Annotated in this window: 19 protein-coding genes; 5 read left to right on the top strand and 14 right to left on the bottom strand. The window is 41.8% G+C overall.

All coding sequences use genetic code 11. The annotated features are described in order from the left end of the window. Positions 1–5: 5 nt before the first annotated feature. From AC1XUE_RS20155 to AC1XUE_RS20095, 13 genes are all read right to left on the bottom strand, one after another. Positions 6–914, bottom strand: coding sequence for an alpha/beta hydrolase (locus AC1XUE_RS20155; RefSeq protein WP_483357781.1), 909 nt, complete (start codon positions 912–914; stop codon positions 6–8). A gap of 136 nt (positions 915–1,050) precedes the next feature. Next, positions 1,051–1,275, bottom strand: a complete 225-nt coding sequence (locus AC1XUE_RS20150) for a CDGSH iron-sulfur domain-containing protein (RefSeq protein ID WP_483357780.1) — start codon at positions 1,273–1,275, stop codon at positions 1,051–1,053. A 105-nt stretch (positions 1,276–1,380) separates the two neighbouring features. After that, entirely contained in the window at positions 1,381–3,357 is a 1,977-nt protein-coding gene (locus tag AC1XUE_RS20145; RefSeq protein ID WP_483357779.1) for a response regulator, read from the bottom strand. 22 nt (positions 3,358–3,379) lie between these two features. Then, the gene (locus tag AC1XUE_RS20140) at positions 3,380–3,811 is read right to left on the bottom strand and encodes a response regulator (RefSeq protein ID WP_483357778.1); all 432 of its coding nucleotides are present in this window, start codon (positions 3,809–3,811) and stop codon (positions 3,380–3,382) included. 27 nt (positions 3,812–3,838) lie between these two features. Beyond that, entirely contained in the window at positions 3,839–5,149 is a 1,311-nt protein-coding gene (locus tag AC1XUE_RS20135; RefSeq protein WP_483357777.1) for a sensor histidine kinase, read from the bottom strand. Continuing rightward, positions 5,150–6,274 (bottom strand): FIST signal transduction protein, encoded by a 1,125-nt coding sequence (locus tag AC1XUE_RS20130; protein WP_483357776.1) that lies wholly within the window; start codon positions 6,272–6,274, stop codon positions 5,150–5,152. 86 nt (positions 6,275–6,360) lie between these two features. Next, positions 6,361–7,701 (bottom strand): deoxyguanosinetriphosphate triphosphohydrolase, encoded by a 1,341-nt coding sequence (locus AC1XUE_RS20125; protein WP_483357775.1) that lies wholly within the window; start codon positions 7,699–7,701, stop codon positions 6,361–6,363. Between the two features lie 66 nt (positions 7,702–7,767). Further along, entirely contained in the window at positions 7,768–8,772 is a 1,005-nt protein-coding gene (locus AC1XUE_RS20120) for an NAD(P)H-quinone oxidoreductase (RefSeq protein ID WP_483357774.1), read from the bottom strand. Between the two features lie 11 nt (positions 8,773–8,783). Then, positions 8,784–9,152, bottom strand: a complete 369-nt coding sequence (locus AC1XUE_RS20115) for a YccF domain-containing protein (protein WP_483357773.1) — start codon at positions 9,150–9,152, stop codon at positions 8,784–8,786. Between the two features lie 94 nt (positions 9,153–9,246). Next, the gene (locus AC1XUE_RS20110; protein ID WP_483357772.1) at positions 9,247–9,846 is read right to left on the bottom strand and encodes a pseudouridine synthase; all 600 of its coding nucleotides are present in this window, start codon (positions 9,844–9,846) and stop codon (positions 9,247–9,249) included. 79 nt (positions 9,847–9,925) lie between these two features. Continuing rightward, positions 9,926–10,672 carry an alpha/beta fold hydrolase gene (locus AC1XUE_RS20105; protein ID WP_483357771.1) on the bottom strand — a complete coding sequence of 249 codons (747 nt, stop codon included), beginning with the start codon at positions 10,670–10,672 and terminating at the stop codon, positions 9,926–9,928. A 66-nt stretch (positions 10,673–10,738) separates the two neighbouring features. Continuing rightward, entirely contained in the window at positions 10,739–11,866 is a 1,128-nt protein-coding gene (locus AC1XUE_RS20100) for a sensor histidine kinase (protein WP_483357770.1), read from the bottom strand. A 310-nt stretch (positions 11,867–12,176) separates the two neighbouring features. Then, positions 12,177–14,111: a TonB-dependent receptor plug domain-containing protein gene (locus AC1XUE_RS20095; RefSeq protein WP_483357769.1), complete on the bottom strand. Its 1,935-nt coding sequence runs from the start codon at positions 14,109–14,111 to the stop codon at positions 12,177–12,179. Between the two features lie 136 nt (positions 14,112–14,247). Here AC1XUE_RS20095 and AC1XUE_RS20090 point away from each other — a divergent pair, with 136 nt between their 5' ends. Together AC1XUE_RS20090 and AC1XUE_RS20085 are read left to right on the top strand one after the other, a co-directional pair. After that, on the top strand, positions 14,248–15,735 hold the full coding sequence (locus AC1XUE_RS20090) for an aminotransferase-like domain-containing protein (RefSeq protein ID WP_483357768.1): 1,488 nt from the start codon (positions 14,248–14,250) through the stop codon (positions 15,733–15,735). A 123-nt stretch (positions 15,736–15,858) separates the two neighbouring features. Continuing rightward, positions 15,859–17,199, top strand: a complete 1,341-nt coding sequence (locus AC1XUE_RS20085; RefSeq protein ID WP_483357767.1) for a D-arabinono-1,4-lactone oxidase — start codon at positions 15,859–15,861, stop codon at positions 17,197–17,199. Positions 17,200–17,315: 116 nt separating this feature from the next. Here AC1XUE_RS20085 and AC1XUE_RS20080 read toward each other — a convergent pair whose 3' ends face one another. Then, positions 17,316–17,774: a GNAT family N-acetyltransferase gene (locus AC1XUE_RS20080; RefSeq protein WP_483357766.1), complete on the bottom strand. Its 459-nt coding sequence runs from the start codon at positions 17,772–17,774 to the stop codon at positions 17,316–17,318. A 269-nt stretch (positions 17,775–18,043) separates the two neighbouring features. On the opposite strand from AC1XUE_RS20080, the gene AC1XUE_RS20075 reads away from it, so the two are divergent. The 3 genes from AC1XUE_RS20075 (at position 18,044) to AC1XUE_RS20065 (ending at position 20,726) form a co-directional block, all read left to right on the top strand. Then, positions 18,044–18,718 carry a TetR family transcriptional regulator C-terminal domain-containing protein gene (locus tag AC1XUE_RS20075; RefSeq protein WP_483357765.1) on the top strand — a complete coding sequence of 225 codons (675 nt, stop codon included), beginning with the start codon at positions 18,044–18,046 and terminating at the stop codon, positions 18,716–18,718. A gap of 1 nt (position 18,719) precedes the next feature. Further along, entirely contained in the window at positions 18,720–20,012 is a 1,293-nt protein-coding gene (locus AC1XUE_RS20070) for an ABC1 kinase family protein (RefSeq protein WP_483357764.1), read from the top strand. 171 nt (positions 20,013–20,183) lie between these two features. Continuing rightward, positions 20,184–20,726 carry an LVIVD repeat-containing protein gene (locus tag AC1XUE_RS20065; protein WP_483357763.1) on the top strand — a complete coding sequence of 181 codons (543 nt, stop codon included), beginning with the start codon at positions 20,184–20,186 and terminating at the stop codon, positions 20,724–20,726. The last annotated feature ends 6 nt before the right edge of the window (positions 20,727–20,732 follow it).

Genomic DNA, 20,732 nt, shown 5'->3' with positions numbered 1-20,732 from the left:
GTGGATTATTTATTTGAGCTGATGGTCTCACTTTTAGTTAAACCCTTCTCCTTACCAACCCGGTCCATGAACTTGATAATCTCCTCATACCGGTTGTTCCATGGATTGAAAAATTGCGTGATCATTGGGATGTGCTTTTTGCTTTTTTGGATATGGTAAGGTGTTTCGGGTGCATATTCATGCAAGGCTTTCACAAATTTCTCGTTGCTTTTCAGGATGGAGTCATATGTCTTTCCTCCTCTGTATATAAGCATTGGAGGCATATTCCTGTGAAGATGGTAAAGTGGAGTCGCTTCCTTCCAGACTTTCGGATCTTTGGTGAAAGTTTTCAAATACGTATGATCTCCTGCAAACTTTTCTTCCATCAAATATCCATACATATCCAGTCCTGCCGCATCAATAAGAATGGTTCCGGCTATAGGATTTGGAATTTTCAAATCCTCGAAATACTGGTCGTCTATGGAAATCAGGGCAGCAAGGTGTCCGCCGGCTGAATGTCCTGAAACAAAGATCCGATCAGGGTTTCCGTTATATTGTGATATGTTGTCTTTCACCCATTTCACGGCATGTGCCGACGCAGAAGCCATGTGTCGGTAATCTGCATCTGGACTAAGAGGATAATCGATGATTACACACACCACGCCTTTTTTCGCCCAATGGCTTCCGATGATGCTGTACTGGGATTTCTTGCCCGAATTCCAATTGCCGCCATGGATGAAAACAAGTACATCATGGGGAGACTTCGCTCTGGGGGAAAAGATATTAAGTTCCTGTTTCCCATCTTGGGCTTTTGACAGATAGGTAATATTTTTGCTGCGGCTGATACGTTTAAACGAACATCCTGAAAGAGTAAGTAGGAATGCGGCCAGTATTACGGCAAGCATTAACAATGCGCTCCTGGTTTCCGATTTCAAATTTGATGGTATTTAGGTTTGATGAATATTTCATATACCTACGTTTACCTTGATCAAACAGATGATAGATAGTGATACACTTGCCTGTTAATAAAGAACCTGTCCTCGGATTTGACAGACAGGTTCTCTTTCAATTTTATGCTTTTTTGGGAGGCAGATCGAATGCTACTGCATTATGCTCAAAATGCCCTTTGTGAGCGCCATCACAGAATGGTTTGTTGGCCGACATTCCACACCGACATATAGATACCACTGTGCGGCCCTGTAATCCGTACTCGTTTCCCTGCATATCAACGATCTCAAAATCGCCGTCGATTTTAACTGAACCGTTGTTGTTAATTGTAAGCTTTACCTTCGTCATGATGCGTTTTTTTTGACAAAGGTAGGCAACGACTTGTAAGGCCGATACCCCGGATTGCAGTTTAGGATTAGTACAAATACAGCTACTTTGTTCTGCAGAGCCTATTTAGTTATTGAAGAGGTGTGTACTTATTTTTTTGATAAGCTCATCTGCTTTAAAAGGTTTAGTTACGAAATCATCAAAGTTACAGGCATGTATTTCCGGTGTACTCTCTGCGAATGTATCGGCAGTGAAAGCAATGACAGGCACATGATCATAAGCAGGATGTGATTTTCTGATAAGTTTCATAGCAGTCAGTCCATCCATCACGGGCATCTGTATATCCATCAGGATCAGGTCAAAATGCGTGTCTGCTATTGCTTTAATCACCTCCCCGCCATTATTACAGATCACAAATTCAGCTCCCCATTTACTTAAAAGATGTTTTAATAAAATTTGATTGGCAAGAATGTCCTCCGCTGCAAGTATCTTATATCCTTTCAGGGAAAATTCACTTACTGAAATTGTTTGGGGCTTTGGCTGCGGTTCAATGATTTTTCTGAAATGAAGAAACACTCTGAATAGAGAGCCTTTGTCCAACTGGCTTTCTGCATGAATGCTTCCATTCATCATTTCAGAAAGTTTTCGGGTAATAGTAAGTCCTAAGCCAGTTCCTCCAAACGATTTGATAGCATTGTTATGATGAACCTGAGAGAAACTATCGAAGATGCTGTTCAGTTTATCTTCGGAAATCCCTATGCCGGAATCTGCGACTTCAAATCTCAGACCAACCAGTTCATGATCCTCATTTTCAACGTGAACGGATAGCCGTACAAAGCCGGTATGCGTGAACTTCAGCGCATTACTGAGCAGGTTAACCAAAATCTGATTGAGCCTGTATACATCACCTATCAGTAGCTCAGGTACCTTGGGGTCTATACTGAAAATCAGATCTATAGCTTTTTCCCGCGCTTTAACCTCATATGTTCTTTCCAGGTATTGAAGTTTTTCCCTGAGATCGAACTCAAAATCCTCAAGATCAAACTTCCCTGCTTCAATTTTCGAAAAGTCAAGAATGTCGTTGAGAATAACCATGAGGTTATCTGCTGAATATTTGATGGTGTTCAGATGCTGGCTGCTTTCGCCGGACAGGTTGCTTTCCAGTAATAAATCTGTAAAACCAATGATGGCGTTCATTGGAGTCCGGATCTCGTGACTCATCGTTGACAAAAAGTCAGACTTAATTCTTGATGCTTCTTCCGCATCTCTTTTCGCTTTAATCAATTCATTTTCCATGGATTTACGCCGGGTAATATCAATGGCGGTACCCAGTACCTGCTGAACTTCACCCTGCTCATTTCTCTTAAAAGGAACCTCCCTGGTAATGATCCATATCTCAGAGCCGTCTTTGTGTTTCAATCGCACCTCCATTTCAGTCACCTCCCCATCTTCGACATGGTTTCTGATCCGATGGTAGTGTGCTTTTATCGCAGGTAAATCCTCTTGGTGTGTAGCCTGGAAAATGAATGTTTCGGTATTGACAGCAAGCTCTTCCTTACTATAACCTAATATCGGCCAGATCTGGTCATTATGAAAGACATCAATGCGGTTTTCGATATCGATCACATAAATAATATTAGGCGATAAAAGATTGATCTTGTCAATTAGTTCCTCTTTTTCGGCTAGTTCTCTTTGTGTTTCAATCCTTTTACTTTCCGTTTCCAGCATCTGCCACATGGAGTGGAAAAGCCGGGTAATTTTTTCTGCCGTAATTTCAGCTTTTGGGAAATAGTCCATCGCTCCGGCCTTCATCATTTCCACCGCTATACGTTCATCCCCCTGTGAGGTAAGTATGACAACAGGGATATGAGGAGCTACCTCCTTGGTTTTACAAAGTAATTCGAGTCCGTTGGTTTTTGGGAGCTGATAATCAATGAAGATGCAGTTGGGCAACCAATATTCCAATAGTAGGAGTGCCTCTTCCGCGTACTTGCATACACGTAGCTCTTTGATCTCAACCTGACTTCTTGAGATAGCTCTTTTAAACTCCATAGCATCAATATTGTCATCTTCGACAAGTAAGATATTGAGAGGCGTCATCATTTTGGTTTAGGCTTGTGTATAGTTATGATGGATACTCACAAAGTGTCCAGTAGCTTTTTAAGGTTGACACGGCAGCAATAAATCTGTCCATGGATAAGGGTTTTAAAATATAGCCTGCTACATTCAGGTTATAGGCATCTATTTTGTCGCCATCCTCATTAGAAGTGGTCATCACAAAAACGGACAGTTTACTCAAAGCAGGATCCTGGCGCATTTCTTTCAAAAACTCAATTCCACCCATGCGAGGCATATTCAGATCCAGTAAAATAATCTTTGGTTTTGGTGCGTCGCTATCTGTTGAGCGTAATACCTCTAAAGCTTCAATACCATTGTGCGCTACAATAAGAGGGTTACTTATATTGTTCTTTTTGAATGCCCTTTTTACATTCATAATATCTACCTCATCGTCTTCTACGAGAAGAATAGTTAATGGGACAGCATTAGATACTGACATAGAGAATGGGTTTGTTTTTTTGATAGTTTATTCTTCGATCACAGGCCAGTGAAATGTGAAGGTTGTTCCTTCATTTATCACTGAATCAACACGGATTTTTCCTCTTTTTTCTTCAATTATCTTTTTAACAATTGCCAGTCCGACCCCGGTGCTCTCTACTTCGTCCCGAGACTGTAAGGTTTGAAAGATCACAAATATTTTTTCGTGAAATTCAGAACTGATACCCGGCCCATTGTCTTTTACAAAAATTTCAATCTGAGATTCTTTTTTTGTCCATCCGATTGTAATCACTACCTGATCTTTATTGTTGTATTTAATGCCATTAGATATAAGATTTTGCAGAACCTGAGTAAGGACAATTCTTTCCGAATAGATTTCAAGGCTGGTATCACCTTCCAGACAGAATTGCACCGGATTTTTTGAACTGTACGTATCACATACGTCATCTACAATGCTTTTTATCAGGAATTTTTCTTTTACCAGTTTGACCCTTCCTACCCTGGAATAGGATAAAATGCCATTAATCAAACTTTCCATGCGGTGTACACGACCTCTGAGTAATGCAAATTGCTCTTTGGTATCACCTTCTATCATATCACCAATATCTTCTTCAATCCATTCTGACAGGTTGTTTATCGCTCTGAGAGGAGCTTTCAGATCATGGCTCACTACATACGCGAACTGATCTAGTTCAGCATTGATCTTTTCCAGATCACGCATGTACAAGTTCAGTTTTTGTTCCGCTTCCACTTTTTGAGATACATCGGTAAAGGTTCCTATGTATCCCGCACTTTGATTATCAACAGATATATGCCGGCTGAGTGTAATTCCCAACCACTTTTCGGATTGGTCAGCAGTCATTATTCTGACGGTATCTTCAATATTTTTTGATTCGGTAAATTGGATCAGATTTGTTGAATCTGCCTGGATATAATCATCCAGTTTTTTGCCGAGACTCTCTTCTACAGAGAAACCGGTAATCACCTTCCAGGCCGGGTTCAGAAATACAAATCTGCGTTCTTCGTCCAGCTGTACAAGCACCTCCGATATACTCTTCACCACTTCGTCCAGCCTCTGATTGGAAAAGGCCGCTTCTTGTGTTTTTTCTTCTGCAATACGGCTCAGTTCACGGTTTGCTTTGAAAAGTTCGCCGGAACTTTGTTCAAGGATATTCTCTGCATGACCCAGATCCGCCTGAAATTCAAGGTAAGCTTTACTTACAGAACTGAGAAACTCCTGTAAACGCGGATCTTCCGCCAGGTCGTCTGGTAAAGACTTTCTGATTTGACGTTTTAATAACCGATGGTATAGTACTTCGGTAGGCTCGGAAGTAAGCATTTATAATTCCCGGAAAGTGGTGATGGTCATCGTTTGATTGTGTAGCTCACAGGATGTATCCTTGTTAAACGGAGCAAGTTCTCCGTAGGAATAAAAACCTGTGATAGCTGGTTTGCCCAGTACCTCTGAAACTGATTCCACTTCCTCTTCTGTGATTTGTTTCAAAACGAGCTTTCTACCTACACAGCTTACAAGTATGGCAAACTCAGGCGAGAGATCCTGACTTTCCAACGCTACTTCTGCTGCTTCTTCGGCTCCGTTAATAAGCCTGTCTGTATTCGCTTTCATCAGCCTCACAAATGATCCCTGCGGAATATCACCTGCAAATGTCAGGCTTTTTTGTTCTTCGTTTACTCCCAGTATCGTACGCACCACCGGTGCTTTGTCTTCACTGTCACGCATGCTGAGCGGAAATAACAGACCGGATGCAGGCAAATATTTTGCCTGGTCACCCAGAAATGATTTATAAAGATCCAACGCAGGCTGGCCGTCAATTTCATACAGGATATTGTCTGTAGATTGGGTTACGAGTCGGTCAAGTCCGAAGCTATCCCAGCCACCTCTTGATCCGAAGCCGATAGAAATGGCATCGCCGTAAAAGCCTATAGCAGCCACACTTTCAGGAGCAACGGTACCATCGGGTTCAACAATGACGGTCCTTGAGAATTGTGAACCATCACCCGCAAGACCACCTGTAATAGTTACATGGGCGTCAAGTGCTGCCCGCATGCCTTTGACGAGGTCAGTTCCGTTAACGTGCAGCCCGTCTGATACTACAAATACGTGCTTGAGTTCTTCGGTAGGAAGCTGAGAGACCAGTTTTTGGCCGGCAGCGAAACTATCTGATTCTACTTCATCAAGTCCTACGAGTGATGATACAATTTTGGTCTTCTCAAACTGAACACCGGTAAGTACAATGGTGTTGTCGTTTACAGATTCGCCAATAATCTCACCAGCTGTGGAACAACCTGAAAAGATAGCCTGTGGATATTGCGTACGCAGTTGTGCGGTGACAGAGCTCGCCTCCAGTAGTTCGCGATTGCCAAAGACAAAAATAACATCCGGTTCCAAGGAAAAGGATATAGGAGAAGTTTCTCTTGAATAAACAAGTTGGTTGAGTTGCATTTGAGGGTTTTTGTAAATTTTCCCAGACAATTTACAAAAACTTTTCGGGTAAAAGCAATCTCTCTATTTTACATCTTTTAATAGATTTAACTGATGGTCGGGAATGATATACCTTTGATTTTCCTGAACAGCTCCACGGCGTAAATGTCTGTCATACCGGACACAAAATCTACCACTGTCTGTATTCTGGAATACGTGTCTTCATGCTGCGTGATAAATTGTTTTGGAATCAGTTCAACAAGCTTTTTCGTATAATTCGATTTGTTGTTGAGATACGCCGGTATAAACTCTTCCAGAAGGCCGGCCATTACTTTGTAACCAGCCACTTCTATCTGGACAACAGACGAATAATTGTATATTTTTTTTACTGAAATGACATTGATTTCTTTCATCACCGACCGGTAAGGTTCTTCGATCATATCAATCAGACTATGATTAAAATCTCCGTTCAGAATATTGTCCTGCTCTTTGAAAAACAACTCGGAACATGAATAGATCAATACACTGATCGCCTTGGCACGTAGTAAACTTATCTTGGCATCATCATCTTTAATATCAGCAAGCCGTGCGGGTAAGTTCGGATCATTACATAGTTTCAATAGCAGACTTTCCACCTGCTGGTACGACAAGATTTTTAGTCTGTGCGCATCTTCAAGATCAATAATATTATAACAAATATCATCAGCCGCTTCTACCAGGTATACAATTGGATGCCGCTTGTAAGTAAGTGGAGAATCCTTCACTTTTTCAAGTTGCAGATCTTGGGCAATACGTTGAAAACTGGCTTGTTCAGATTGAAAGAATCCATATTTCTTTGTGTAAATATTGCTTTTATCCTTCCCCAGGGATTCACAGGGATATTTTGCTATTGCTGCAAGGGTAGAATAGGTGAGTGCAAAACTGCCATAACCTTTACCCGCATAGGAATGAGTAAGTATGCGAAAGGCATTGGCATTTCCTTCAAAGTGGGTCAGATCTGCCCATTGTGCCGGAGTTACCTGATTTTCATAAACTGAACCCGCACCATCTGTGAAATAACGTGAAATGGCATCTTCGCCCGAATGCCCGAATGCAGGATTGCCCAGATCATGAGCCAGGCAAGCCGAAGCGACGATATTGCCAATCTCGCTGATCAGTGGAAGCCTTTCATCTATTTCCGGATCTTCGTTTTTAAGTTTATTATAAAAAATTCTACCCAAAGAGCGGCCCACACTGGCAACTTCCAGGCTATGTGTAAGCCGGTTATGTACAAAAATGCTTCCGGGAAGAGGGAAGACCTGCGTCTTATTCTGCAGGCGACGAAAGGGAGAAGAGAAAATCAGTCTGTCATAATCTCTTTGGAACTCAGACCGGGCTTCCGCCGGATCGCCGTTGTATTTATCTTCACTTCCCCATCTTTTGGCAGATAGTAACTGTTCCCACTTCATTGCTTTGCTGTTTTACAAAAAACAAATCTAACTGCTTTTCAGTGAAAACCGTTTTGATATATCTTATCAGATAGAATGATGAACAGTAAGTATCAGCTTACCAATATGTTTACTACTCTCCATCAGTGTATGTGCAGCTGAAGCTTGTTCGAGGGGAAAGGACGCATGTATCACAGATTTAAATTTACCCGACTCAATAACAGGCCATACTTTTCCTAAAATATCTTCGGTTAGTTGCTTTTTAAACTCGTGGTCACGGTTTCTGAGAGTACTTCCTGTGATCGTCAGGCGCTTTCGTAATACCATTCCAAAATCAGGCAAATCTTCAACGGGCGGTTTGCTTCCCTTCATTGTATTAATAAAAACCATCCTGCCATCCTCATTGAGCAGGCGAATGTTTTTCGCTATATAACTTCCACCGATCATATCCAGAACAACGTCTATTTTCTCATTCTTGAGCGCACCTTCAAAATCCTGAATACGGTAATTGATACAACGATCGGCGCCTAATTCCAAACAAGCGTCACATTTTTCATCAGAGCCAGCCGTGGCAAATACCTTTGCACCAAAAGCCTTCGCAAGTTGTATGGCGGTAATGCCTATACCACTGCTGCCACCATGTACAAGCAGCGTCTCGCCAGCGCGAAGTTTTCCTATTCTGAATACGTTATGCCATACCGTATACACGGTTTCAGGTAAGGAAGCTGCATCTTCGAATGAAAATCCATGTGGTACAGGAAGACATTGACCAGCTCTGGCAATAGCATATTCTGCATAACCACCGCCTTGTACCAATGCGCATATCTTATCTCCGGCTTTCCAGTTGGTGACTGCATCACCGCAAGCTTCAATAATGCCTGCTATTTCCAGTCCGGGGATATCGTCCGGTGCATCGGGTGGGGCAGGATATGTACCTTTCCTCTGCAAAACGTCGGGTCGGTTGATACCTGCTGCATTTACCCGAATTAAAACCTCATCTTTGCCTGGAACAGGAATGGGTCTTTTTTGCAATTGCAATACCTTAGCATCACCGGGCTGTGTAATAATCACAGCATTCATTTCATTTTTCATCAGGTTGCTGTTTAGTACACATCTTTGCCAAAAGGCGTGAATGATAAGCTCATGAGTTTGAAGTGTTGCTTTGCAAAAGGTAAGCCAATGATGGTAATGGCTAAAAGAATTCCAAATACAAGATGCGTCAGAGCGATCCATATACCACCTATTACAATCCAGATGATGTTGAAAATTGTAGATAAACAGCCGGTAGCACCGGGTACTTCCCGTACCTGTTTTCCGAATGGGAACAATGCAAGAATACCGATTTTGAAGCACTGAATGCCAAAAGGAATTCCAATGATGGTTACGCAAAGAGCCAGCCCTGCAATCATGTATTCCAGAAAAACCAGAAAACCTCCAAAAATGAGCCAGATGATATTTCCTATTAGATTCATAGCCGATACAGATTTGATGTACTCTTAAAGGTAATTGGAAGCTATTATGGTATTATTATATTTTGATAAGCGGGAAAGCCGGTGTTTTATCGGTTTATTTCCAGTTTCTTATTTTCAATTTATCAAAAAAAACGTGCTCGTCTATTTCTTTTACCTCACCTGGTTGCAAATCACCCAATTCCAGATCTTCAATGCTGACACGTACGAGCCGCCTGCAACGATGCCCGGCGGTACGAACCATTTTTCTCACCTGATGAAATTTGCCTTCAGTCAATACAATTTTCAGCCATGTGTGAGGTACATGATGTGACTCACTTTGATTTTTGGGGAGCCATTCAGGACGTTCAATGATGTCCACTTCACAGGGCGATGTCACATAGTCGACATTTCCTTTGATCCTGATTGGAATACCTGTTCTGAGTAGTTGTAATGTATCCTGACTAACGACATGTCCCACCAGAACGAGGTAGGCACGCTTATGCGGAACTTCTCCCTGAAAAAGAAGATTGGTAACTTTTTTATTTGTTGTCAGTAATAAAAGCCCCTCCGAGTGATTGTCGAGCCTTCCGATGGCATGGGTGTGTTCAGGAAACTTATAATCCAGGTCTTTCAGTAGCCGTACATCATCCGGACTTACAAACTGAGATACCATGTTAGCAGGTTTATGCAGAATAAAATAATGATGTTCACTCATGGACAGGGATCTTGGCTATCCACAAAATTGGACATTAATTACGGAATGATTGCATTTCGGGAGAAAGACTATCTCTGCGCTATTTCAAAATTTGCTGATTAAGTATTTCTGAAATTTCATTGGCCTGAGCATATACCATCAGGTGCCCGCCATTTTCTATAACTGCGTCAGGCGATACCAATTTGATTGGAATAAGTCTGTCTGCTGAACCATGTATATGATAAAGCGCAGGTGCTTTTTTTGATTTTTTCCAGTAGCTCATGTGGTTAAGTGCCCATTTGAGAAACTTACTGTCAGTATCTTTTAAAATGGCTTTTAAAAGTGATCTAAGCTCAGGTGTGTCTGCGCCGAAGTATTTATAAGTGAAAGAACCGGGATGTTTTAATATGGGTCCGGCCAATGGTGAGGCAAGAATGATTTTTATTAGTTTTTGGTAAAATGAAGATACCGGTATACCCGTAGAGGTGCTGGAGATGATGATGACTTTTTCAGGATGTACAATTTCCGATAATTCTGAAGCAATAATGCCTCCGAAAGATAATCCGACCAATTGGAACGGCCGAGTCGTATCTATCTGAGCGACTAACCTCGAAGCGTAATGCGCGATCGATTCTTTTTTTAGTGGCTTAATCCATTCAATATGTTTGACAGAGATGGAAGGATTAAGACTGAGTTGATCGAAAACACGCCTGTCAGCTCCTAATCCACTTATAAAATATACTTCCTTGCCTGATTCGGAAGGGCCTTTTTTAAATGTGTTTTTTGCAGAAACGGTCAAAGAAAGCGTGATAAGAATATAGAGCAGAATACATGTATTGTTGTTCATCTTTTCAGGGAAACTTTGCTGCTATATACGAAGCTTTTATGCATATCGATTGCACATGGCTCCATGTCATGCACGCGGAAATTCGGTGATCACAGTAGTACCGATATTGACCTTGCTGGTGACGGAGATCCTGCCATTGTTGGCTTCTACGTATTCTTTGCATAGCAGCAGACCCAATCCAATCCCCTTTTCTCCATGCGTACCGTATGTGTTTCTTTGCAGGAATGTAAATAAAGATTGCTGGTTTTCTTCACTGATCCCAATGCCATTATCTGTAATGCTTATTTCAACGAAAGCATCTTTGTCAATAACAGAAATTGAGATATTGCCTCTTACAGGCGTATATTTGATGGCATTGGTAATCAAATTTCTGATGACCATATTAAACTGATCACGGTTGGCTTTTATATGAAGTTTATCGGGAATATCATACTGGACAGCAATGTTTTTAGCCATTGCCTGTTGTTCAAAAAAACCCTTATTTTTTTCGAGTGTATCAAGGACCGACAATACGTCCAGACCTATCGTTTCAGTTTTGTGGAAAGAATTCGTTGCCCATAACAATAAGTTATCCGTAACGTCTGCCACATCGGACAGCTGCTTTAATAGGCCCTCACGTACCTGTGCTTTTTGCTCTTTGTCAAGTTCGTTATCTAAAAGGGCCGATGTAAGTCCTTTCAGGGAAGCAATAGGTGCATTCATATCATGCGAAATAATCGCAAGAATTTTGTCCTTAAGTTGGTTGGATGCCGACAGCTGATTGTTGATCTTTTTAAGTTCAGATGCCGACTGCTTTTTTACATGATTTTGATGTGTAAATGTATGACGGCCATGCACCTTAATCGTGGAAAGGTGTACCGGTTCGGACTGAGCAGTGAAAGTGATCAGAAATAAAGTATCGTTCTTTGCATTGATCGCCCGGTTGATTGTCCACTCGGGATATTTCCGGATAGTGATTTCAGGATTTTCACTCATTTCCTGTAATGTTTCCAGTAGTTGTTTACGTTGGTTCGGTCTCAAAAAGGCTGACCATCCGCGTTCGGTAATTTGAGCAACATGAAGATTGGATATCGCAAGAAATACTGAATTTGAATATACGTGTTTATAATTGTGGTCAACAAGAAGAATGGCTACCGGTAAATTCTCCACCATGATGTGAAACAGGTCGTCGTCAATTCGGGCTAACATTTCCATTTCCTGTAAATTTTAGTTGGGTATTAATTACCCAAAAGGAAGATTATCATACTTTTTCAATAAGTTATGTCCGTTGAGTTATATTAGTCTTGCATATTTTTACAAACTGGTGGAGTATTTTTCTACAAATTTGTAAAATTATTTTTACTTTTTATAGAAACCAGTGTAGTAATTGTATTGTCAAGATATTTTTAAATTTTTTATAATATTATCTCATATTTATAAAAATAATAGCATAAATGCAAATATCCTGCCAGACTGTATTCTGACAGGATATTTTTTTTACTTTATTAAAGAATTACCTATTAAATCATCTGATCAGGCTATATCTGATTCCACCCATTACCCATCTGCCAGGCATCTTTGCTCCCAGTAAATCACTGTACGTTTTATCAAAAGCGTTATCAGTTTGAATGAAAACATAAAGTGTATTTTTTACTATTTCATATTCCGCCTTAACATTGAAAATAAAGTATGCTGATGATATTTGTGCGTTTAGTGCAGTGGCTTCCTGCTTGGCTCTCTTCTTATACAAACCATTTATACTCAGATTAAGATGGCGATACTGGTACAAAACAGAAAAGTTGGTAAGAAGTCTGGCATGAGAAGAAAGATAAAAACCTGGAGTAACATTGCCGCTCTTACTATCCAGCTTGGTAAGTCCGGCTGTAACCCATAATTTCTGATTGTCGGCCAGCGCTTTACTATACTGTACATCCAGCTCGAATCCGGTTACATTTACTTCCGCTACATTTCCAGCCAAAGCATATGTACCTGTAGGTACAAGGTTTTCCCGGCGTGGCATATTTGCATAAGGTGTGTTGGTATAATCGATCAGATCTTTTTGCAAACGCTGAAAAAATGTACCCGATATTTTCAGGTTTGTCAGCAGAATATCTGCTCCTGCTTCATAGCTGAATGACCTTTCTGCTTTTAGATCCGGATTGCCAATTCGGTTGCCGGTGGTAACGGTTGGTTTATTATAGTTGTTAAAACGTTCAGTGAAGTCTGCATCACGAATGGTTTTGCCCGCACTGCCTCTAAGTTGCAGTATATCTTTTTTATAGGAAAGACTCACCTGAGGTACGACCTCCGTACCAATTCCTTCACGCCAATCGAAGCGGATCGCAGGACTTATTGTAAAATATTTACCCAAATGCTGAGATAACGTAATAAAAGGAGCGAGTTGATGAATGGAATGCTCGCCACGGTCATTTGATGAGATACTTTTATTTTGATAGTTAATACCTGTAACCAGTTCTGTATGAGTAGAAAAAGTCTGTTGCCAGGTCATCAGCCCCTGCCATAATTGTGATTTACTGACATTTCGGATCGAAGCTGAATTGAATGCATACTGATCACTTACATATTTGTATCCTCCGTCAAAGGAAAAGGCCGACCTACCTCGTTTGTAGCCTAATTTCAAATGATTCCATGATGTTTTAACCTGCTCGTTGGCCGTATCTGCAACAGATGTGGTATAAAAATTCTGAGCGGCAAAGTCGCGGTGATCGAAAGAACTTCTCGCTGCAATATTCCATGCGTCAGATATAGCATAGTTGGCTGAAACAGAAGCTGTATTGTTATGAAAGTATCCTCGGGTACCTCTCTGCTGAACGCCGTCAGCGTTGTTTGAAAGCAGTCCGGCTGATAGAACCAGTTTATTTTTTTGCGTAAAAATTCCGGCATTTGCATTAAGGAGGCCATGTTGCCCGGCAATAACGGCTGCATTCACAGCGGTGCGCGATACATCTTCCTGTCCCGGCAATTTTGCAGCGAACGTTTTGGTGATCACATGGATCACACCTCCAACGGCCTCAGAACCATAGACAGCAGAAGATGCGCCTTTCAATACCTCAATCCGCTCAATTTCAGAAGGAACGATAGGAATGTAACTGCTGAAATGACCGGTATTAGGATCATTTATGCGCAGGCCATCCACTACCACGAGCACCTGCTGAAATGTTCCTCCACGCAATACAATATCACTCTGGGACCCCATTGGGCCACGTGCCTGAATTTCTAAACCTGGTACATACCGGAGCAGATCATCAATACTGTTTACCGGAAGATTTTTAAAATATTCTCCTTTGATCACAGCGATGTTGCGTCCGGTCTCCGATGCACGTTTTTCAACCAATGATGAAGTGATGGTAACCGGATCAAGTGATACGTCCTGCGCAATACTGTATTGGCTTAAAAAGAGAATAAGTAAAAGTGTAGTTGTAAGTAAATTGTTTTTCACTGTTTTTTATGTGTTTATATATTTTGTCAACATGGTACAATTGGTATTCGGCAATGGCCGAAAGCCGACTGCTGATGGCTTACTGCTACAAAACTATTATCTTGCCGGACTGTTAATATGATCCGGTTTTGATATAATGAGTAGTCCGGTTGAAATTCCGTTTAAAAGTCTGATCCAGATAGAGCGTGTTTCTGATACACCTGTTTATCTGCAAATCGCCCGCACGATGATTGCTGCAATACAGCGCGGCATTCTGGCACCTGGCGTAAAGCTGCCTGGCACGCGGCTGTTGTCGGTTATGCTGGAAGTACACCGAAAAACCATTGTAGCTGCTTATAGTGAGATAGATGCGCAAGGCTGGATTGAAACGTTGCCTAATAAGGGTACTTTTGTTACGTCCCGTTCTCTTATTATTCCAAATGAGAATCTGACGACTGTGGATGCCGGGAATTATGCAAGGCAAACAGGATTTACCTTTCGGAAAAGTATGCTTCTCGACAGACCCGTCGCGGTATCAAAAACGGATCTTGAATTTACGGATGGCTTGCCTGATGTACGTATTGCCCCGCTCGACAAACTATCGAAAGCCTATTCCAGCGTATTGAGAAGAAAGAATAACCGTAAGTACCTGGGTTATTCGCATGTGGAAGGGAATGAGTTTTTCAGACAGGAACTCACAGCTTATCTCAATAATACCAGAGGTTTGCATGTACGTAAGGAAAACGTGATGACCATGCGGGGTATTCAAATGGGTATTTATCTGGCATCCAGTTTACTCATCAGTGCCGGTGATACCGTAGTAGTGGGTAATCTGAGTTATTATGTAGCCAATATGATCTTTCAGCAGGCAGGCGCTAATATTGTATCCGTGCCTGTGGATCAGTACGGTATATCGGTGGAAGCGGTAAAAAAGTTGTGCGAAACACGTTCAATCCGAATGCTGTATCTCACTCCGCATCACCACTATCCCACTACCGTTACGCTGAGCGCTGACCGCAGGATAGAGCTGCTGAACTTGTCGGTGCAATATGGTTTTGTGATTCTGGAGGATGACCACGATTATGACTTTCATTTTGACAGCAGTCCGTTTTTACCTCTTGCAAGCGCAGATGCTTCGGGTATGGTGGTTTATATCGGTTCATTCTGTAAAGCACTCGCACCTGGTTTGCGCTCCGGCTATATCGTGGCCCCGGAAAATTTTATTGCCGAACTGGCCAAGCTCAGGCGCATTGTGGACCGGCAGGGAGATCTGATGATGGAACAGGCTATGGGTGAATTGTTGCACGAAGGTGAAATACAGCGACATCTCAAAAAAGCACAGAAAATTTACCACCAAAGACGTGATCAGTTCTGTAACTTGCTACAGCAAGAGTTTACGGATTACCTCAATTTTGCTACACCTCCTGGTGGTTTGGCTGTATGGACGGAGTGGAGAAAGGATGTGAACCTGCTTCGTGTCAGTAAGGAATGTCTCAGATATGAACTTCATCTGCCTCAGACACTTCTTTTTCAAACCGGACGATTAAGTGCTATGAGGCTCGGTTTTGGTAATCTGAATGAAAAAGAGATAGACAGGGCAATGGAAATTCTGATTGATTCGGTGCGGCTGATCAGCCCAGGATAAGCCGTAATACCTACTTAATGAATGATTGAAGGACGGAGCGAATCTTTCATGATCAGGAACTTGATCTCTTATATAATTTAAGTAATTTGTAAGAAAAATGATACTTAACCGCTCCGTCGCCCCATGAAGAAAAGACATTTCCTGAAACTATCATCTGCTTTAATGACAGCTCCTATATTTTCCCCTATAACAGGCTGGGCAACCGGCGACAAGCTCAAAAACTGGGCTGGAAATCTTACTTATGGCACCGACAAGCTGGATGAAGCAAATTCCATTTCGGGAGTACAGCAACTTGTGAAAAAATATCCTAAAATGAAGGTGCTGGGTACACGGCATTGCTTCAATACGATAGCCGATACAACGGATCATTTCGTTACGCTGGTGGGTATGAAGGATGATGTCTTCATCGATGAGGAGGCTAAAACTGTCACCGTTAATTCAGGAATCAAGTATGGGCAGATCAGCCCTTATCTGCATGAAAAAGGATTTGCACTACATAATCTGGCTTCATTGCCTCATATATCCATCGCTGGTGCATGTGCTACAGCCACCCACGGGTCAGGTGAAAAAAGCGGTAATCTTTCAACGGCGGTTGCTGGTTTTGAAATGGTTACTGCTGCAGGAGATCTGGTCAAGCTCTCGCGGAATAAGGATGGGGAAAAATTCAAAGCGGCAGTGGTACACCTGGGTGCATTGGGTGTAGTCACCAAAATGACCTTGGATATTCAGCCCACATTTTTGATGAAACAATATGTATATGAAAATCTGCCGCTAGCGCAGTTGAGAGAACATTTTGACGAGATTGAAGCAAGCGGATACAGTGTGAGTTTGTTCACCAATTGGCAAAGTGAAAATATTACAGAAGTGTGGATCAAAAGACGTGCGGACGATACCAGAGAAGCAGATAAGGAATGGTTTGGGGCAAAGCTGGCAACTAAAAATTTACATCCTATCCCTGAACTTTCAGCGGAGAACTGTACCGGGCAAATGGGTGTTCCCGGGCCATGGTACGAGCGTATGCCACATTTTAAAATGGGTTTTACACCCAGCAGTGGGGTAGAACTGCAGTCGGAATATTACGTTCCGAGACGGCATGCAGTAGAAGCTATTCTTGCCATTTCAAAGTTGGGGAGCCAGATCGGTCCACATTTATTTACTTCTGAGGTAAGGACTATCGCGGCGGATGATTTGTGGATGAGCCCGTGTTACAAGCAGGATTCTGTGACGATCCACTTTACATGGAAACAGGATTGGCCGGCTGTCAGTAAATTACTACCCATAATTGAAAAGGAACTGGCTCCCTTTCACGCGAAACCACACTGGGGAAAGCTGTTTACGATAGCACCGTCGCATTTAAAAACTCTTTTCCCAAAACTGGAGGAGTTTAGAAAAGTGGCAGCTGACTACGATCCGAAAGGGAAGTTCAGAAATGAATTTTTGAATAAGAATATATTTGGTGGGTGACTAAGCTCGCTCCAAACCTGTAAGGTTTGAATTTGAATAGCCAGGGGTTCTACCCCTGGTTAAAATGACGGTCGAATCAATGCAACTCCTGTTAGGATGGAACAAACAGGAGTTTTCTAATCCGCCCAAAGCGCCTTCATCATACACACACTACGCTCTTCCTGCGCATACTGGCCGTAGTTGGTTGTAATTGTATAGCCGCATTTCTGATACAGTTCAATGGCTTCTGGTTGTCCTTTTCCTGTTTCTAATGCAGAATAAGTGTATCTCAACTCTATAGCCCAGGTTTCAAGTTCGTACAATATTCTTGAAGCTATTCCTTTTCCACGATGCCCGGGTGTCACAAACATCCGCTTGATCTCAATGGTATGATCATTGAACTTTTTAAAACAACCGCATCCTATGGGTTTCTCATCCTCGTACGCAATGACTACGGTCGGTAAATCGGTAATGCGGTTGTACTCGGCATAGTCTTCCTGCTTGGTTCCATATATTTCACAAAGCGTGACGTCAAGGTGTTCGATCAGTTGTTGGAAATCAGGGTTGTCACTCGTTGTTCTTACTATTTTCAGCATAAATCGGATTGGAGAATATAATGCACCATCAATTCCGGAGAATTGGTAATACCGTACTATAATTACGGAGACAAAAATACAAACTAAAATATATGCAATGGCGGGATAGTTATTGCGATATTTATTGTTGAACATAATGGGAATCACGATCCGGACTTGCGTGTAATGTTGTGAGCTGGTTTGGCTTACAATCATTATGAGACAAGATTACAGCTCTACGGACGTTGATTGAATAAATGCTTCCGACCGACTACTAACATTTTATAATCATGGCTACAAGATTAAAAGAGATTAAAGTGCAATCCGCAGAAGTTACAGCGGAAGGGATCACAGAGATTTTTATGAGGTATTGCCTGGAAAGAAATAAAAAACCCGAATCTGTTTACCTGTTTGCGCAGCACCTGGGTATCACCGAAAAGGAGTTTTACAATCATTTTGCTTCTATCGAGGCAATTGAAAAAGGGGTGTTTGTAAACTTCCATAACCACACGCTCCGTCTGATCAGTCAAAGTGATGAGATGGCTGTTGCAGGCTTCAAGGATAACCTGCTAGCTTATTACTATACTTTCTTCGAGCTGCTTACTGCAAACAGAAGTTATGTGGTATTGGCTCTGAAAGAAGACAAGAACCGTTTGAATGGAATTCTGAAGTTGAAACAGCTGAGAACTGCTTTTAAAACCTATGTAGCTGAAGAAAGCCTGGGCTATTTGAAAGTGAAAAGTGAAAGGATCAGAAAAGTACAACAGGACGCGCTGGAAGAAGGCGCCTGGATCCAGTTTTTGGTTACACTGAAATTCTGGCTGGATGATGAATCACTTGGTTTTGAGAAAACGGATCTGTTTATAGAAAAGTCGATCAGGGCTACATTCGATCTTATAGACACCACTCCGCTGGAAAGTGTGATTGATTTTGGTAAATTTTTAATTAAGGAGAAACTGAAGTAGGATGGAGACAATCGATAGAATTCCCACCTCAAAGATACAGCGTGCCAGCAAACTGATTACGACGGGTGTCAAAATTGGCGGGAATTATCTTAAGTATTACGGAGAAAAAATTACCAATCCTGATACAGCAAGGGATAATCTGAATGCAAACAACGCTGAGGATATATATGACAGTCTGAAAAACCTGAAAGGCAGTGCGCTTAAGTTTGCACAGATGCTGAGCATGGAAAAGAACTTTCTTCCGCAGGCATATGTGGAGAAGTTCTCTTTGTCACAGTTTTCTGTTCCGCCGCTTTCGGCTCCTCTGGTGATCAAAACATTCAGGAAGTATTTCGGTAAATCACCTCATGAGATGTTTGATACGTTTGATGCGCAGGCGATCAATGCTGCCAGTATCGGGCAGGTCCATAAGGCGACGGTAAATGGCAAACAATTGGCCGTCAAAATACAGTATCCGGGAGTAGCTGAAAGTATCTCGTCAGATCTGGCGCTGGTGAAACCGATTGCGATGTCGATGTTTAACATTCAGGCAAAGGATTCTGATAAGTATTTTAAGGAGGTTGAAACCAAGCTGTTTGAAGAAACGGATTACAGGCTTGAACTTGCTCAGAGTAATGAAGTGGCGAAAGCATGTGCGCATATCCCGAATCTTCTTTTTCCCAAATATTATGATGAATATTCCAGCGAACGTGTCCTGACAATGGATTGGATGACCGGAAAGCATTTGTCAGAATGGTGTAAAGCAGGGTTTTCTCAGGAGTCGGGAAATAAGGTTGGACAGGCTCTTTGGGATTTTTATATGTTTCAGGTGCATGAGCTCAAAAAAGTACATGCCGATCCGCATCCCGGCAATTTTCTGGTAGATGCTGATGAAAACCTGATCGCCATTGATTTCGGTTGCATGAAGTCTATTCCGGATTCTTTTTATGCACCCTATTTTGAATTGGCTGATCCGGCAAGCCTGAACAATCCTGAAATCTACAAGCAAAAATTATATGATCTTGAGATGCTATCCGATAAGGATACACCTGAGGAGACAAAATATTTTTCAAGTCTGTTCTACGATGTGATTTCTCTGCTGACCCTGCCATTTCAGTCTGCCAGCTTTGATTTTGCTGATGAAGCTTTCTTTGGGAAATTAGCGGAGCTTGGAGAACGCTATGCCAATGACAAAGAACTAAAGAAGATGAATGTCAATCGTGGTTCGAAACATTTTATCTATATCAACCGGACCTTCTTCGGCTTGTTCAGCCTTTTGCATGATCTGAAAGCGAAAGTGGTAACGGGTTATTGATTTGCAGTGAATTGAAAGTATATGATGGCCGGGTAACTGATAAGTTATCCGGTTTTTTGTTTAAAAAGCCTTTTGGGATCGTGAAACGAATCTCAAATTATTGCAAATAATTATTTTCCTTTTACAACCTTTTTTGCCATGTTGTGTCCTCATAAAAAACTCAGAATCAACATGATGAAAACGCTACCTCTTTTCCTGCTTCTGGTGCTGGCAATGGCATCCTGTATCAATTTAGGCGACGATTCACCTGCTGAGTCAACGCCTTTCGACGGACTGGCATATAAGCCGGTTTATGCTACGGAAAACGAACTTCAGAAAATTAGCATTGTTGGCTCTGAGGCGCTTCGGTCTCCCGGCAAAATTTATGTTCTCAATCAATACCTTTTTGTCAATGAAATGGGGAAGGGAGTTCATATCATTGACAATTCGGATCCTGGAAATCCTAAGAACCTTTCTTTCATCTCCATTTTAGGTAACTATGATATTGCAGCGAAAGGCAACTGGTTATATGCTGATAATGCTACGGATCTGCTTGTTTTTGATATCAGTATACCTACGGAGCCTAAACTGACCAAAAGAATCGCCAATGCTATTCCTGCGCAGAATTACCCTCCTTTTCAGAATGTTTACTTTGAATGCGCTGATGCCAAAAAAGGAACAGTTGTGGGCTGGGAAAAAGTGACTATGATCACCAAACCCAATTGTTTCAGATGATCCATT

This window comes from Dyadobacter sp. HNCC25DJ187, from assembly GCF_056895255.1.
Note: the sequence above shows the minus strand (reverse complement) of the source record. Positions and strands in the feature narration are given on the sequence as shown.

What these genes read in the sequence shown, in the direction of transcription:
- AC1XUE_RS20150 (WP_483357780.1), bottom strand. Translation starts at nt 1,275, where the DNA reads ATGACGAAGGTAAAGCTTACAATTAACAACAACGGTTCAGTTAAAATC.
- AC1XUE_RS20125 (WP_483357775.1), bottom strand. Translation starts at nt 7,701, where the DNA reads ATGAAGTGGGAACAGTTACTATCTGCCAAAAGATGGGGAAGTGAAGAT.
- AC1XUE_RS20080 (WP_483357766.1), bottom strand. Translation starts at nt 17,774, where the DNA reads ATGCTGAAAATAGTAAGAACAACGAGTGACAACCCTGATTTCCAACAA.
- AC1XUE_RS20145 (WP_483357779.1), bottom strand. Translation starts at nt 3,357, where the DNA reads ATGATGACGCCTCTCAATATCTTACTTGTCGAAGATGACAATATTGAT.
- AC1XUE_RS20105 (WP_483357771.1), bottom strand. Translation starts at nt 10,672, where the DNA reads ATGAACAACAATACATGTATTCTGCTCTATATTCTTATCACGCTTTCT.
- AC1XUE_RS20120 (WP_483357774.1), bottom strand. Translation starts at nt 8,772, where the DNA reads ATGAAAAATGAAATGAATGCTGTGATTATTACACAGCCCGGTGATGCT.
- AC1XUE_RS20135 (WP_483357777.1), bottom strand. Translation starts at nt 5,149, where the DNA reads ATGCTTACTTCCGAGCCTACCGAAGTACTATACCATCGGTTATTAAAA.
- AC1XUE_RS20130 (WP_483357776.1), bottom strand. Translation starts at nt 6,274, where the DNA reads ATGCAACTCAACCAACTTGTTTATTCAAGAGAAACTTCTCCTATATCC.
- AC1XUE_RS20075 (WP_483357765.1), top strand. Translation starts at nt 18,044, where the DNA reads ATGGCTACAAGATTAAAAGAGATTAAAGTGCAATCCGCAGAAGTTACA.
- AC1XUE_RS20065 (WP_483357763.1), top strand. Translation starts at nt 20,184, where the DNA reads ATGATGAAAACGCTACCTCTTTTCCTGCTTCTGGTGCTGGCAATGGCA.
- AC1XUE_RS20090 (WP_483357768.1), top strand. Translation starts at nt 14,248, where the DNA reads ATGAGTAGTCCGGTTGAAATTCCGTTTAAAAGTCTGATCCAGATAGAG.
- AC1XUE_RS20070 (WP_483357764.1), top strand. Translation starts at nt 18,720, where the DNA reads ATGGAGACAATCGATAGAATTCCCACCTCAAAGATACAGCGTGCCAGC.
- AC1XUE_RS20110 (WP_483357772.1), bottom strand. Translation starts at nt 9,846, where the DNA reads ATGAGTGAACATCATTATTTTATTCTGCATAAACCTGCTAACATGGTA.
- AC1XUE_RS20115 (WP_483357773.1), bottom strand. Translation starts at nt 9,152, where the DNA reads ATGAATCTAATAGGAAATATCATCTGGCTCATTTTTGGAGGTTTTCTG.
- AC1XUE_RS20100 (WP_483357770.1), bottom strand. Translation starts at nt 11,866, where the DNA reads ATGGAAATGTTAGCCCGAATTGACGACGACCTGTTTCACATCATGGTG.
- AC1XUE_RS20085 (WP_483357767.1), top strand. Translation starts at nt 15,859, where the DNA reads ATGAAGAAAAGACATTTCCTGAAACTATCATCTGCTTTAATGACAGCT.
- AC1XUE_RS20140 (WP_483357778.1), bottom strand. Translation starts at nt 3,811, where the DNA reads ATGTCAGTATCTAATGCTGTCCCATTAACTATTCTTCTCGTAGAAGAC.